The 15,197-nt window shown below is 43.9% G+C and carries 13 protein-coding genes and 1 other RNA gene; 9 read left to right on the top strand and 5 right to left on the bottom strand.

All coding sequences use genetic code 11. The features are described 5' to 3' along the window. Nucleotides 1-63 precede the first annotated feature (63 nt). Both dnaK and grpE read right to left on the bottom strand, forming a co-directional pair. Nucleotides 64-1,995 carry a molecular chaperone DnaK gene (gene dnaK / locus KIH87_RS05870; RefSeq protein WP_232360606.1) on the bottom strand — a complete coding sequence of 644 codons (1,932 nt, stop codon included), beginning with the start codon at nucleotides 1,993-1,995 and terminating at the stop codon, nucleotides 64-66. A 104-nt stretch (nucleotides 1,996-2,099) separates the two neighbouring features. Next, nucleotides 2,100-2,720 carry a nucleotide exchange factor GrpE gene (gene grpE, locus KIH87_RS05865; RefSeq protein ID WP_232360605.1) on the bottom strand — a complete coding sequence of 207 codons (621 nt, stop codon included), beginning with the start codon at nucleotides 2,718-2,720 and terminating at the stop codon, nucleotides 2,100-2,102. Nucleotides 2,721-2,999: 279 nt separating this feature from the next. Between grpE and nadK the strand changes: the two genes are divergently transcribed. The 3 genes from nadK to KIH87_RS05850 all read left to right on the top strand — a co-directional run bounded on the left by nadK (nucleotide 3,000) and on the right by KIH87_RS05850 (nucleotide 6,175). Continuing rightward, nucleotides 3,000-3,890, top strand: a complete 891-nt coding sequence (nadK, locus tag KIH87_RS05860) for an NAD(+) kinase (protein WP_232360604.1) — start codon at nucleotides 3,000-3,002, stop codon at nucleotides 3,888-3,890. Nucleotides 3,891-3,959: 69 nt separating this feature from the next. Continuing rightward, the gene (gene recN / locus KIH87_RS05855) at nucleotides 3,960-5,621 is read left to right on the top strand and encodes a DNA repair protein RecN (RefSeq protein WP_232360603.1); all 1,662 of its coding nucleotides are present in this window, start codon (nucleotides 3,960-3,962) and stop codon (nucleotides 5,619-5,621) included. Between the two features lie 188 nt (nucleotides 5,622-5,809). After that, nucleotides 5,810-6,175 (top strand): outer membrane protein assembly factor BamE, encoded by a 366-nt coding sequence (locus KIH87_RS05850; RefSeq protein ID WP_232360602.1) that lies wholly within the window; start codon nucleotides 5,810-5,812, stop codon nucleotides 6,173-6,175. 149 nt (nucleotides 6,176-6,324) lie between these two features. Here KIH87_RS05850 and KIH87_RS05845 read toward each other — a convergent pair whose 3' ends face one another. Then, complete coding sequence (locus tag KIH87_RS05845; protein WP_232360601.1) at nucleotides 6,325-6,690, bottom strand: RnfH family protein; 366 nt, start codon at nucleotides 6,688-6,690, stop codon at nucleotides 6,325-6,327. Then, the gene (locus KIH87_RS05840; protein WP_232360600.1) at nucleotides 6,683-7,117 is read right to left on the bottom strand and encodes a type II toxin-antitoxin system RatA family toxin; all 435 of its coding nucleotides are present in this window, start codon (nucleotides 7,115-7,117) and stop codon (nucleotides 6,683-6,685) included. The genes KIH87_RS05845 and KIH87_RS05840 overlap by 8 nt, the downstream gene beginning before the upstream one ends. A gap of 121 nt (nucleotides 7,118-7,238) precedes the next feature. On the opposite strand from KIH87_RS05840, the gene smpB reads away from it, so the two are divergent. The 3 genes from smpB (at nucleotide 7,239) to KIH87_RS05825 (ending at nucleotide 9,301) form a co-directional block, all read left to right on the top strand. Beyond that, nucleotides 7,239-7,715 carry an SsrA-binding protein SmpB gene (smpB, locus tag KIH87_RS05835; RefSeq protein ID WP_232360599.1) on the top strand — a complete coding sequence of 159 codons (477 nt, stop codon included), beginning with the start codon at nucleotides 7,239-7,241 and terminating at the stop codon, nucleotides 7,713-7,715. 120 nt (nucleotides 7,716-7,835) lie between these two features. Next, nucleotides 7,836-8,193: a transfer-messenger RNA gene (gene ssrA, locus KIH87_RS05830) on the top strand. Between the two features lie 76 nt (nucleotides 8,194-8,269). After that, nucleotides 8,270-9,301, top strand: coding sequence for a Fic family protein (locus tag KIH87_RS05825; RefSeq protein ID WP_232360598.1), 1,032 nt, complete (start codon nucleotides 8,270-8,272; stop codon nucleotides 9,299-9,301). A 334-nt stretch (nucleotides 9,302-9,635) separates the two neighbouring features. Here the strand turns inward: KIH87_RS05825 and KIH87_RS05820 are convergent, their stop codons facing one another. Further along, on the bottom strand, nucleotides 9,636-9,902 hold the full coding sequence (locus KIH87_RS05820) for a hypothetical protein (protein WP_232360597.1): 267 nt from the start codon (nucleotides 9,900-9,902) through the stop codon (nucleotides 9,636-9,638). A gap of 314 nt (nucleotides 9,903-10,216) precedes the next feature. On the opposite strand from KIH87_RS05820, the gene KIH87_RS05815 reads away from it, so the two are divergent. The 3 genes from KIH87_RS05815 (at nucleotide 10,217) to KIH87_RS05805 (ending at nucleotide 15,104) form a co-directional block, all read left to right on the top strand. Next, nucleotides 10,217-11,929, top strand: a complete 1,713-nt coding sequence (locus KIH87_RS05815) for a proline--tRNA ligase (protein ID WP_232360596.1) — start codon at nucleotides 10,217-10,219, stop codon at nucleotides 11,927-11,929. 148 nt (nucleotides 11,930-12,077) lie between these two features. Continuing rightward, nucleotides 12,078-13,481 (top strand): tetratricopeptide repeat protein, encoded by a 1,404-nt coding sequence (locus KIH87_RS05810; RefSeq protein ID WP_232360595.1) that lies wholly within the window; start codon nucleotides 12,078-12,080, stop codon nucleotides 13,479-13,481. 348 nt (nucleotides 13,482-13,829) lie between these two features. Continuing rightward, nucleotides 13,830-15,104: a FecR family protein gene (locus KIH87_RS05805; RefSeq protein WP_232360594.1), complete on the top strand. Its 1,275-nt coding sequence runs from the start codon at nucleotides 13,830-13,832 to the stop codon at nucleotides 15,102-15,104. Nucleotides 15,105-15,197: the final 93 nt, after the last annotated feature.

Raw genomic sequence — 15,197 nt, 5'->3', positions numbered from 1 at the left:
CCCGAATGCTTAATCGAACATGGGCTAACAGCCCATGTCACTACCTATGGTCGATTCCAGCAATTATTTGTTGTCGTCTTTTACTTCTTCAAACTCGGCATCAACAACATCGTCATCTTTACCAGCTTTACCAGAAGCACCAGCATTAGTACCTGCACCAGCAGCACCTTGTTCAGCCGCTTTAGCCTGTGCGATTTCCATCAACTTGGCAGACGCTTGAATCAACTCTTGAGTCTTGGCTTCAATTTCTTCTTTGCTGTCGCCTTTTATAGCAACTTCCAAAGCAGAAATGGCAGATTCAATGGATTCTTTATCTGATGCAGGCAATGCATCACCAGCTTCTTCAACTTGCTTACGAGTGCTATGAACCATGGCATCACCCTGGTTACGAGCTTGAACAAGTTCTTCAAACTTCTTGTCTTCCGCAGCATTCGCTTCCGCGTCGCGCACCATTGCCTGGATTTCTTCTTCACTCAGACCAGAAGAGGCTTGAATCGTGATCTTCTGCTCTTTACCCGTGTCTTTATCTTTGGCAGATACGTGCAAGATACCGTCAGCATCAATATCAAAGGTCACTTCGATTTGAGGCGCACCGCGCTGTGCAGGACGGATACCTTCCAGGTTAAATTGCCCCAGAGACTTGTTACCTGAAGCTTGCTTACGCTCACCTTGCAATACGTGAACCGTTACCGCAGCCTGGTTATCTTCCGCTGTTGAGAAGGTTTGCGATTTCTTGGTAGGAATCGTTGTGTTCTTCTCAATCAACGCAGTCATTACACCGCCCATGGTTTCGATACCCAAAGACAGAGGCGTTACGTCCAACAACAATACGTCTTTAACGTCACCCGCCAATACACCGCCCTGAATACACGCGCCCATAGCAACGGCTTCGTCAGGGTTAACATCTTTACGAGGCTCTTTACCAAAGAATTCAGTTACATACTTCTGAACCAAAGGCATACGTGTTTGACCGCCAACCAGAATGATGTCGTGAATGTCGTTTACCGACAAACCTGCATCAGAAAGCGCTTGTTTAACCGGATTCAAAGAATCCTTAACCATATCTTCGACCAGTGATTCCAACTTGGCACGAGTCACTTTAATAGTTAAATGCTTAGGACCTGACGCATCAGCAGTGATGTACGGCAAGTTCACTTCTGTTTGTTGCGCAGAAGACAATTCGATCTTGGCTTTTTCAGCCGCTTCTTTCAAACGCTGCATGGCCAAAGGATCTTTGCGTAAATCAACGCCTTGATCTTTCTTGAATTCATCAACCAGGTAGTTGATAACACGGTTATCGAAGTCTTCACCACCCAAGTGAGTGTCACCATTAGTGGCCAATACTTCAAACGTGTGCTCACCTTCAACTTCATCAATTTCAATGATTGAAATATCGAATGTACCACCACCCAAGTCGTAAACAGCAACAACATTGTCACCTTTCTTCTTGTCCATACCGTATGCTAACGCAGCAGCAGTCGGTTCGTTGATGATACGTTTAACTTCAAGACCAGCAATACGACCCGCGTCTTTAGTGGCTTGACGTTGAGAGTCGTTAAAGTACGCAGGTACAGTAATAACGGCTTGAGTAACCGGCTCACCAAGATAGTCTTCTGCTGTCTTTTTCATCTTTTTCAAGACTTCAGCAGAAATCTGTGGCGGAGCCATTTTCTCGCCTTTCGCTTCAACCCAGGCATCACCATTGTCGGCTTTAACCAGTTTGAAAGGCATAATGTCGATGTCGCGTTGAACTTCTTTATCTTCCCAACGACGACCAATTAAACGCTTGATTGCGTAAAGTGTATTTTTAGGGTTTGTGACCGCTTGACGCTTCGCAGGCTGACCTACCAAGGTCTCACCGTCGTCAGTGTAAGCAATAATAGAAGGCGTTGTACGATCGCCTTCGGCATTTTCAATTACTTTAGGCTTATCGCCATCTAATACAGCAACACAGGAGTTAGTGGTTCCCAAGTCGATACCAATGATTCTACCCATCAGATTTCTCCAACTACAAATTCTTTAAAACTGTATTTTTAGTGGGGTTATTTGATTTTTTTTCAATGTTTAACATGAAAAAAAACCACAAAAAATCCCAAATGCTAAACTTCTACATCCACATTATTTTCGTCATTTCCGGCTACTGCACGAGATACAACAACCATCGCTGGACGTAGCAATCTGCCGTTAATGAGATACCCTTTTTGCATCACAGCCATTACCGTGTTTGGTGCGAAATCTGCCGATTCCTGCATAGCCATGGCTTGATGCTGTTCTGGATTAAATGCCTGACCTTGTGGGTCAACAACTTCCAATCCAAATTTTTCAATCGTACTAATAAAGGATTTATGAGTAATCTCTACGCCTTCCATCACAGCCTTTAATGCTTCATTGGCAGGATCAGCAGACAGTAAAGCTCGCTCCAAATTATCCGCAACAGGTAACAACTCACCCGCGAAGCGTTCCAGTGCAAACTTATGCGCCTTTTCCACTTCAGCGCTTGCACGACGACGAGCATTTTCAGCTTCAGCAGCAGCCCGCAATACTGAATCTTTCTGTTCAGCAATCGTTGCCTCGGCCTTCGCCAGAGCAGCCTCTAATTCCTGAATACGAGCTTCATCAACGGTCATACCTGCTGTTGAATCAGTCTCAGACGCTTGCTCACCTTGAGTCTGAGCGTCGACTTCTTGAACCATCTCTTCGTTTTGTGCTTCATTACTCATGTATACACTTCCCAAATTTGTAAGCAAAAATTGAATTGCGGCTATTAATGGGGTTACTTTGAGTTGATTCAAGGCGTTTTTTTAAGACAAATTCACTTTTTTACCATTAAGCTTGAATTCGTTAGCTTACAGCGTCCTTTTTAAGCAATGTAAGAATAAGAAATACTTCTCTAATTAGAACGAATATCTCTGACATGAAAGATTTAAAGCTTGGATTTCCCGCTTATTTTGCTCTAGTCTAGGGACAGTTTATTTTCAGGTCGTACTTTTAAAGTCAGTATGGGCACCCCAAAACGCAATTTTGAAACCGTCGGTCTAATAGGCAAACCCAATCATCACGGCGCAAACGAGAGCTTAAACGCCCTCATGCACTATTTGAAAAAAAGGGGATGCAAGGTACTCGTTGAAGAACGAGTAGCTAATGAACTGAACTGCCCTTCGGTGGAAGTTCATGACATGGTGTCAATTGGCAAACAGGTGGAACTTGCTATTGTTGTGGGTGGTGATGGCAATATGCTGGGCGCAGCCCGGGTACTGTCTCGTTTCAATGTTGGCGTTGTCGGCGTTAACAGAGGCAACCTTGGTTTTCTTACCGACATCCACCCTGATGAAATCGAAACGCAACTGGACTACATATTTAATGGTGAATACACCGTTGAACAGCGCTTTTTACTGGAAGTAGAAGTCCATCGCCACGGCGTACTGAAAAGCAGCAATGCAGCTATTAACGAAGCGGTTCTGCACCATACCAAAGTGGCTCATATGATGGAGTTTGAACTCTATGTCGATGACGACTTTGTTTTCACCCAACGTTCTGATGGTTTAATTGTGGCTACGCCGACAGGTTCAACAGCCTACTCTCTTTCTGGCGGCGGCCCAATTCTGACACCGAATCTGGATGCACTTGCCATAGTGCCAATGTTCCCGCACACATTGAGCAATCGCCCAATAGTGGTAGATGCCAATAGCGAAGTGAAACTCAAAGTATCCGCCGACAACACCGAGAATCAACAAGTCAGTTGTGACGGTCACATAGTGCTGTCAGTGATGCCTGGTGACGAAATCCACATTCGCAAAAATCCAGACAAACTCAGTTTGATCCACCCCAAAGATTACAGTTATTTCAATGTGTTACGCACCAAACTCAATTGGGGTAGCAAACTTTATTAACGTCCGATCTGGACAAGCATAAAAAACTGTATATATTTACACATACTGTTCATATATACATGAATTTTTATGCTTACTCATTTATCAATTAAAAATTTCGCCATCGTTCGTCATCTGGATATCGAGTTCAGCAACAATACCACCGCTATTACCGGGGAAACTGGAGCTGGGAAATCCATTGCTATTGATGCCTTGAGCTTATGCCTTGGTGGTCGAGCAGAAGCGGGAATGGTCAGAAAAAATGCAGACAAGGCAGAAGTCACTGCCACCTTTTCCCTGCAAAAAAATGAAGGCGCAACAAGCTGGCTAAGCAACAATGAGTTAGACGACGGAGAAGAACAGTGCATATTACGTCGTGTTATTTCCAGTGAAGGCCGCTCAAGAGCCTGGGTAAACGGTAGCCCGGTCACGCTACAACAAATGAAAGAATTGGGGCTATTGCTGGTTAATATTCATGGGCAACATGCTCATCAGGAACTATTAAAGCCAGATATGCAGCGCATCACACTGGATAACAGCGCTCAACATTCTTCGCTCTTAGAACAGGTACAGGAAAAGAGTACCCAGTTTCACGCCTTGTCACGCAAGTTAAAAGGACTGCAAGACGAACAACAGCAGCGAGCCGATCGCAAAAGCCTGCTTCAATATCAACTGCAAGAGCTTGATGATTTTGCCTTGGCTGAAAACGAATTTCCTGAATTGGAAGCCGAGTTTAAAAAGCTAAGCCACAGTCAAACCTTATTGGAAGATACGCAAATATGCTTGCATAAACTGTATGAATCCGATCATGGCAGCGCGCTTTCTATCGTAGATGAAGCCTTGGATAAACTGAGTTCTTTAGTAGAGCACGACCCTCAATTATCGCCCATCGTGCAAATGCTCACAGAAGCGCAAATTCAGGTACAAGAAGCATCAAATGAATTACGGCATTATGTCGAACATCTGGAAATCGACCCAATGAAGATGCAGCAGACCGATGAACGATACTCCAAAGCCATGGAGTTAGCACGTAAACACTCAGTGTTACCTGAATTCCTGGCATCGCATCATCAAGGGCTACATGACGAATTAGCTACCCTGCAACAGCAAGACAATGACCTTGAAAGCATTATTCATGAACTGGAAACTCTGAAATCAGGTTACTTTACGTTAGCAAAACAACTGCACACATCGCGCCAAAAATCAGGCGGCCTGCTTGCTCAACAAGTAACAGAAAAGCTGCATAAAATGAATATGCCTCATGCCCAGTTCGAGATTAAGGTCACTGCAATAGAAAACCCTAAAATCTCAGCAATTGGTACTGACGACATTCGTTTTATGCTAACCAGCAACAAAGGAATGGAAGCCGACAGCATTGAGAAAGTCGCTTCCGGTGGTGAGTTATCACGTATTAGCCTCGCTATCCAGGTACTCGCTAACAGAACCAGTGCCACTATGATTTTCGATGAAGTCGACACGGGTATTAGCGGCGCAACAGCATCAGTTGTCGGCAAATTACTTCGAGAATTAGGAGAAAATAATCAGGTACTGTGTGTTACTCACCTACCGCAGGTTGCAGCCAAAGCTCATCAACAAATGTTAGTCACCAAGTTTACCGACAAAGACATCACTGAGACTCATATGCAGCGGCTGTCAGAAGATAAACGTGTTGAAGAACTCGCACGCCTGCTGGCTGGCGATGAAATAACAGAATCAGCACTGCAAAACGCCAAAGGACTGTTGCATAGTTAAAGGGTGGAACATATGACGTATGAGTATTACGTGAACACTTGAACAAAGAATGAGGCAATTTCGGGCGCGGCAATTTCGAACAACGTAGCAACGGGCTGAATAATTCGATTATTGGAAATAGGAACTAATCATTGATTGCGACTGTCCGAGTGGGTTAGGATGCGCCTTCCAATGGAGACAGCAATTATATGAGTAACATTAAAGCTTTTCTTTTTACCCTGAGTGTTATTGCAGGCACCACTTCTTTATCCGCCTGTTCTTCTTGGGTATTTCGAATTGATATCCCACAAGGAAATTATCTTGAAGCCAAAGACGTAGAGAAGCTGCGCATTGGCATGACCAAAGAACAAGTCGTTTTCGTATTGGGAAATCCAGTATTAAAAGACAGCTTCGAAAAAGATATTTATTACTACATTTATGAAATGAAGCGCGGAATGAAAAGCCGTGGTGAAGATTTTCGTAAAGATTTGGTGATTGAATTTGAAAACGACAAAGTTGCCAAAGTCACTGGTGATTTTGAATTATCCGAAGACTTTAATACACCTTTAGAATAATCCCTCGCGGCGCTAACTAGTCGACTAAATACTACAACAGAGGGCTAATTACAGCCCTCTTGTTTTATCTGTGCTTTTTATCTGCAATTGATTAACTTATTTTATCAGCTTCTTAGCATTCCAGCCTTAAACCCGAAAATAGCAACAAGTTAGCTCTTCGAACGAGGGCGTCCACCCGTGACTTTGCTGGCACGTCCCTCTTGAACGGCTTTTTCAGCTCTGGCACGGCGAGCTTCTTTGGGGTCTGCGATCAAAGGACGATAAATTTCAATCCTGTCACCATCACGAGGAATATCCTGCAATTTACAAGTACGATTCCATATCCCGACCTTATTCACAGTCAGGTCGATACCGTCAAATTGCTCAAGAATTCCAGATGCTTCAATGACTTGCTGAACCGTCAAGCCTTGTGCAACAGTCACCTCAAGTAACGCTTGTTTCTCCGGTAGCGCATAAGCAACCTCAACATGAATCTGCTCTTGTGCTTCCGGGGTTTGCTTTTCTTGCTCAGCCACGACTCACATCCTTTGCCCGGTCAGTAAAAGCCTTCACCATATTATTAGCGATACTGCTAAATACCTTGCCAAAGGCCAATTCCACCAGCTTACTGGAAAATTCAAACTCCAGACTAAGTTCTATTTTGCATGCATCTTCAGCTAATGCGGTGAACTTCCATCCACCTTGCAAAGAAGTAAAAGGCCCATCTACCAACGACATAAGAATATGCTTACCCCGTGATAACTCATTGCTGGTTGTAAACCACTGATTCACGCCCGCCTTTTTAATTAACAGCGAAGCCCTCATGTGCGAGTCTGATTCTTCATGAACATCCGCATTAACACACCCAGGAAGGAATTTCGGATAGCTCAGCACATCATTAACCAGATCAAACATGGTTTCGGCACTAAATGGAACCAGGGCACTTCGATTTACAGTTGGCATTCTTGCTCCTGTCCGCCCTACATTGACGCGGCATATTACCACAACATTGAAAAAAGCGTGCTACAAACAAAGTGCAATTATCTTAAAGACAAATACGCCATACTCGTTATAATACGCCGCCATGAGTAAGAAAAAGCAAAACAAATCAACCAGCAATACCATCGCGCTAAACAAAAAGGCGCGCCACGACTTTTTTCTTGAAGAAAAGTTCGAAGCAGGTATCTCATTACAAGGCTGGGAAATCAAAAGCATTCGGGCAGGCAAAGTCAATTTGTCTGACAGTCACGTATATATAAAAGATGGCGAAGCCTTCGTTACCAACTGCAAAATTCAACCGTTGGAATCAGCATCAAGCCACGTCATCTGCGACCCAAACAGAACCAAAAAGTTACTGCTCAAAAGACGTGAGCTAAGTACACTCATTGGCAGTGTTGAGCGACAAGGCTACACCATAGTCGCCACCGCCATGTATTGGAAAAAATGTTGGGTAAAATTAGAGATTTACCTCGCCAAGGGTAAACAATCGCACGATAAGCGCGATACTATTAAAGACAGAGATTGGGAAAGACAAAAAGCCAGGGTAATGAAACACGGCTAATAGCCAAAAAAGCAGCAAGCAAGTGAGATTTAGGAAAATCTTCCTTTTGCAACACTTGCATTGTGCTAGAATGGCACCATATACCTAATCAAGGTACAGATTCATTTAGTACTAGTACTTGGGGCAGATTAGGATTCGACGGGATACACGAAACCCAAGGTGCATGTCGAGGGGCGGTTGGCCTCGTAAAAAGCCGCAAAAAAATAGTCGCAAACGACGAAAACTACGCACTAGCCGCTTAATACCCGGCATAGGCCCTCCCACTTCAGCCGTTGTCTGTTCGTGAAGGTTCGGGAGGTCATACTAATAGACTAGCGAGGGAAACTTGTCTGAGGTTGAACCGCGAAATAGTATCAGGCCAGCTATGAGAAATCCTGTTTGTCGGAGTTCGTAATAGTTAAATAAAAGGCAAACTAAACATGTAGGACCGAGGATGTAGGTATTACGGACGCGGGTTCAAATCCCGCCTGCTCCACCAATTCAAAAAGGCCGCTCTTTCTGAGCGGCTTTTTTATTTCTTGATAGACATTTATATCTCAAGTAAAAATGCAAAGATGAGCAAACAAACACCGCCTTTCACAATAACACCAGCAATCATAACGCTGATTTCAAACATTAGTGAAAGCTTGGGGCGTTTATCTGTATTGCAGGAAGAAAAGGATCTTCGTCTTCGCCGCTTGAATCGTATTCGTACCATACAAGGCTCGTTAGCGATTGAAGGTAATACCCTGAGCCAAGAGCAAATAACCGCCATACTTGAAGGAAAAAGGGTCATAGCGCCGCCTAAAGACATTCTGGAAGCGCGAAACGCAATCAAAGCCTATGAAGAATTTGAACGCTGGCAACCCGCTAACGAAAGGGATTTGTTAAATGCTCATAGGATATTAATGGCTGGCCTTATAGACGATGCTGGTCACTACCGTAGCGGTAACGTGGGCGTCATGAATGGCGATAAGGTGGTTCATATGGTTCCCCAAGCCGAACGAGTCAAAATGCTAATGGGCGACCTGTTTAACTGGCTAGATTCCACAGATCAACACCCACTTATTGCCAGTTCTGTGTTTCATTATGAGTTTGAGTTTATTCACCCCTTCGCTGACGGTAACGGTCGTATGGGGCGCTTATGGCAGACCTTAATACTTAGTCAATGGAATCCCTTGTTCTCTCAATTACCCGTTGAAAGCATGATTCATGAGTACCAAAGCGAGTATTACCAAGCGATTAACTTAAGCACTCAAAGAACGGATTCAAGTCCCTTTATTGAGTTCATGCTCAATACGATTTTAGAAACAATCAAAAGCACTAACCCAAACCTTACCCCCCAAGTCAACCCCCAAGTCACCCCCCAAGTCAAATCACTACTTACTTTGATGCTAAAGACAAAAGCCCCTTTAAATCGGGAAGAATTACAACGGGCATTACAACTGAAAGATCGGAAATCATTTAGAGAACTCTATTTAAAACCAGCCTTAGAAAGCGGATTAATTGAAATGACGATCCCAGACAAACCTAACAGCAGGTTGCAACAATACAGACTCACAGAACTAGGCAAGCAACAAGCATATTTAGAAACTGATCTGCTTTAATCAAACCAGACACTTTGATAATGGAATAGAATCCAATTATTGAGGTGTTAAATGACAAAAAGAACCAACAGAAGTTATACGACTGAGTTTAAGCGGGAAACTGCAGCATTGATAACCGAGCCAAGTTCCTTAAGAAAAGTGTGATGATTAAGTTGAGCAGAACAGATTGGATTGCCAATGCAACGGAGGACAGTATTGGAGTGAGTTGTTAACCATATGACTGTGATGGCAACGAAATAAGAGGATGCGAAATAAATATCTTTGGTCGAAACCAAGACAGAGGTTCAATAGCCCCTGTCTATTATTCAGAATGCAATGATTACTTGTATTTGCATTAATCTCTATAAACAATGACGGTGAGTTTATCGCCTGGGCCACAATCGTATTTATAGACGATTGCACCTGCTTCTACTACTTTAAAATCGGGGTCATCGCCTTGAAGGGTGGCACGCTTACCATTAAAGAAAATATCAACATGGTTCACCAGGTCATCTTCAGGAGTAATCTGTAAAGGGCGGTCTATATTCTCCATGTATGTTGCAATGGTAACTCCTGCGCTGGTTCCCAAAATAATATTTGCTTCAACAACAGTACGATTCATATTTAATTACTCTTTTAGATTTAGGTTAGTATCGAGTCAGCAACCAATGCTGCATTAACTTTAGAGTTTTAAATTTACCATGCGTACTTATTGGCGACAAGGTAATGATAGGCTCTACCCAGATCTTACATCCCCCGGATAAAAACCAGCCTTGGGCTATTCTATAACCCCTTTCCACCCCAAAATAAGATGATTAAGACTCTTGTTATCTTTATCGCTAGTTCCCTGCCAGTCTGTTGCTCTAGAAACTAGTTTCCCACCAGAAACCTGCTAGAATACGCAGCAATTTTGACTGTAATAAAAGAATTGGATACATGCGCACTAGTCAATACTTGCTTGCAACACTGAAAGAAACCCCTGCCGATGCAGAAGTGATCAGCCACCAGCTTATGTTACGTGCTGGTTTGGTTCGTAAATTAGCCTCTGGTTTGTACACATGGTTGCCTTCTGGTTTACGCGTACTGAATAAAGTCGCGCAAATCGTTCGTGAAGAAATGACCAAAGCGGGCTCTATCGAAGTATTAATGCCGGTTGTTCAACCTGCGGATTTGTGGGAAGAATCGGGTCGCTGGGTTGAATATGGCCCTGAACTGCTACGCTTTAAAGACCGCCACCAGCGCGACTTTGCTTTGGGTCCAACCCATGAAGAAGTCATCACCGATTTGGTTAAGCGTGAAGTCACCAGCTACAAACAGTTGCCGATGAACCTGTTCCAGATCCAGACCAAATTCCGTGACGAAATCCGTCCTCGTTTCGGCATTATGCGTGGTCGTGAGTTCACCATGAAAGACGCTTATTCCTTCCACATGGACGAGCAGTGTCTGGAAAAAACCTATCAGGATATGTACGACGCTTACTGCCGTGTATTTGAGCGCATTGGTTTGGAATATCGCCCGGTTATCGCCGACACGGGCTCTATCGGTGGTAGCACATCTCACGAATTCCACGTATTGGCTGACTCCGGTGAAGACGCTATCGCATTTAGCTCTGAGTCTGATTACGCCGCCAACGTAGAAATGGCGGAAGCATTAGCAGTAGCTCCTGTTTCAACGTCTCCTTTTACCAGCATGGAAAAAGTGGCCACACCTAACGTCGCGACTATCGCTGAGGTGTGCGAGCATTTTGGTGTTCAAGCTGATGTGGTTGCCAAAACCATCGTGGTTTTGGGTGAGCAGGAAGAAGATTCTAATGGCGTTAAATTGGTTGCCTTGGTTCTTCGTGGCGATCATGAATTAAACGATATTAAGGCAGAGAAAATTCCAGGTGTATTCTCTCCGCTAACCATGGCAAATGACGCTCAATTGGAAGCTCAAGGCTTGGTTCCAGGCTCAATTGGCCCAGTGAATGCAAATATTCCAGTGTTTGTTGATCGCAGCGCTGCGGAACTGAAAAACTTTGTTTGCGGTGCCAACGAAAAAGACCATCATTTAACTGGCGTAAACTGGTCAGATTGTACCGCTTACGAAGTGGTTGATATTCGTAACGTTATCGCGGGTGATCCTTCTCCAGATGGCAAAGGCGTGCTGGATATTAAACGTGGTATCGAAGTAGGCCACATTTTCCAACTCGGTAAGAAATACAGTGAAGCCATGCAGTGCGGCGTTCTAAATGAAAACGGCAAGAACGAAATTCTGCAAATGGGCTGTTATGGTATAGGTGTGTCTCGTGTTGTGGCAGCAGCGATTGAGCAAAACCATGACCAATACGGCATTAAGTGGCCTGAAGCCATTGCGCCGTTCAAAATTGCGCTTATCCCTATGAACATGCACAAGTCTCACAGGGTTAATGAAGTAGCCGAAAAACTCTACGCTGAAATGCAGGAAGCCAATATGGAAGTGCTTTTCGATGACCGTAAAGAGCGCCCGGGCGTGATGTTTGCGGATATGGAACTGTTAGGCGTGCCTCATTCCATCATTATCGGAGAACGTAATCTGGATGACGCAAAAGTCGAGTATAAAAACCGTCGAACTGGCGAGAAACAGCTGCTATCTATCGATGAAGCGGTAGAATTCTTGCAAAGACTGTAAAACCTCAGTAGGGTAAGGATGTTCTGCACAAATTTACAGCAGAATATCCTTACACTTAGTATTGAAATAAAATTCGCGACTAAAATGTGGGAATATCGACATTTACATTTGGTATGTAATAAAAGGTCTATATTTGAAGGAATAAGGTGTGAATAATAATAAGACCGTGGCAGTAACACCCATTTTAAACCGTGTTACCCGCACTCAAAAAACCACTCTCGCAACGTTTGCAACTACTGTTATTTCGTCCCTGATTTTTTCATTTAGCTTTTTCTCACTTAGCTTTTCGGTGCAAGCCGCCTCACCCTCATCAAAAGAACTTTTAAACCTTTATACACTCATTAAACAGAAGCAATATTCCGAAGCCTATACAATGTCCAATGCGTTACTTGAAGAATACGGGGGCGAAGCGGAATTTGATTTTCTGGCTGGACAAGCCGCGTTTCAAACAGGCCATTTTCAAGAAGCCGTATTTGCTTTTGAACGCGTTATGTTTAACCGCCCACAGCATCAGAAAGCCAGACTGCTGCTCGCCTTTAGTTACTTCAAGGTAGATAACTATGGTGCAGCCAAGCTTGAACTAAACCAATTGCTTAAAAAGGCAGACACGCTAACCCCGGAAGAACAGCAAAAAATTCGCGATTATCTGAAAAGAATCGAAGAGCAAGAACGCAAGGCAATTCGTAATACCGCTTTGGAGGTGAAAGCAGGTATTGGCTACGACTCTAACGTGAATAGCGGCACCGATGACGACCATGTCTTCCTGCCAGCGCTAAACAGGGAAATCCCCTTAGTGGAAGGCGCACAGGTTGAAGATATCGTCGCCGATGTTGCGCTTTCTTATAAACTGAACGAAAAACTCTCTCAGAAAAGCGCTTATTCCCTGCAAGCCAATTTCACCAATATTACTCACGACACCAAAAGCAATCTGGATCGCAGTTACCTGAATCTCGTTGCCAATTACAGTAACTATTGGAACAGCACCAAGTACACGGTTACAGGCTATATCCAACCCATGATGCTTGATGATCAATACTATCGTACAGCCTACGGTGTAATGTTAGATGGCTCATGGAGACTAACCGATACCTGGCTATGGAGTGTAGGAACCAATGCAGCCAAAATTGACAACAATAAATATGATGTTCAAAGTCTGGATCAAATAGGCATCAACACAAAAATCACCTACATCAATAACCATATCCAAATGTTCGAATTGGCCTACTACGACGATGATGCATCCAATTCGGGTGGTGAACACTTTGGCAGAGACTACTTCACAGCAGCTTATACTTATCTTTACCCCTATTCACGAGATTTGAATTTCACCCTGAAAGTGTATGCCGACAAATCCAAATATGATGCCATTCATCCCATCTACTTGGTCACTCGGGACGATAGTTCGGTTACAGGTATGTTGGCCGCAAGTTATCAATTGGATGACCAGTGGAATTTATCGGCGCAGCTGAGACACGCCAATAAGAACAGTAATATAGAGATTTACGCTTTTGTCCGAAGTGAAGTGAACATTTCGGTGGCTTATAAATTTTAGACTCAACGAACAGCTTAACTCTGCGCCTGTGAACCAGTTCACAGCATTGCAGATTGAGCAAATTATGAACTTGATTTAGTCTTAACCGATAGACAAGTTAACACTAAGACGACGTCACACTAACCCGACGAATTGAAGCGCTTTTCGTTTAGTTAAGCATTCAATAGAAACATGGCTCTAACAGCTCTGTTTATTGTGTTTTACACAACAGACTCTAAACAGACGGCGTAAAATTTAGGGCTTGTCATAACGGTTATGGGAAGAATAGTACATACTAAGTATCAGGTAGTTGGTCAGGCATGTACTCGGTTATATACTCGGTAAAGAAGAGCTCGGGGGAGAATCAACATGACGCGGCAATATAACGCTCTTGCACTTTCAATATTGGTATCAAGCAGCTTAATATCTGGCTATGCAGCCCAAGCGGCTACCACCGCAGGTAAAACCATGGTAGTCAAAGGCGATGTACAAGCCTTTGAAACCGAAGCTGATTCCCGCCAATTACAACGCCGTTCCCCCATTTACGATATCGACACTGTCACCACAAAAGCTAATAGCAAAGCTCAGTTCAGAATGACTGACGGCACACTGCTCGCATTAAAAGAGTCCTCCCAGATCCTTATTTCTGAATATCAATACGAGCCCGGAAATGAAGGAAATTCAGCCGTCATTGAATTAGTGGAAGGCGGATTACGTTCCGTGACTGGCGCTATCAAATCAAATAATGGTAGCTATCAATTAAAAACACCTGTTGGTTCTATTGGTATCAGGGGTACTCACTTTGAAATCGAACTAATCAACGGCGATATGTTCCTGGCTGTTTGGGACGGCGCGATTGATGTTACGGTTAATTCAGGAAGCGGGTCTGATACGGTTTCGTTTGGAGAAGGTGAAGATTTCTCATTCGGCGTTATTAGTGAAAATGGCGAAGTGACTTCCTTACTGGAAGCCCCGGAGAACTTCAACCAGGGTCACGGTAGCGATAATGATGGCGACGATGACGGTAATGACAGAGACGGAGACTCATCTGAAGGTGGTTTTGCCAACAACGATGGCGATGACGATGGAGATAACGAAGGTGGTGACGACTTCGGTGATGATTCTGACGAAGGCGTTGATTTTGGTGACTTTGATGATGATAACGAAGGTGGCGATGATGGCGACGAAGGCGATTTCGCTAGCAACGACTCTGAACAAGACAGCGCTAATCAAGAACGACTTGAAGGCGTGCTTGATATCAACAGCCCGGCCGATCCTGTCGTCATAGAAAACAAAGTTGGAGAATTCACCTACAGCGGTCTGGTTGAATCGTCATTCAGCAGTACAGCAGGTGGCGCGAGTAATCTGCAAGTCAATATGACCGTTGATTTTGATATTAACTTCATGACCGGTGATTTATCACTCACCGACAATGGAGGTGAATGGTTAGCCCTGTTTGCAGGAGCGGTAGACGGCAGTGATCTGATTATTGATATTGGCACTGCCTACCATGGTAACGAAATAGCGGACGGTACAATTAATGGTTTCTTTGGTGATAACGGTAATCGCATTATCGGTAACTTCAATTTATTTGAGGTGAACACCCCAACCACGAGTACCACCGGAAGCTTTATTATCAACTAAAGCAAAACAAATAAGCTGTGGCGAACATCAAGTATCAACATCAAATTACATTGAAATTGCCACAACAAGGAAAGCAATGTAACGATTTTGATG

It is taken from the genome of Paraneptunicella aestuarii (assembly GCF_019900845.1).
Classification (GTDB): domain Bacteria; phylum Pseudomonadota; class Gammaproteobacteria; order Enterobacterales; family Alteromonadaceae; genus Paraneptunicella; species Paraneptunicella aestuarii.
This window is presented reverse-complemented; position numbering and strand designations above follow the sequence as displayed.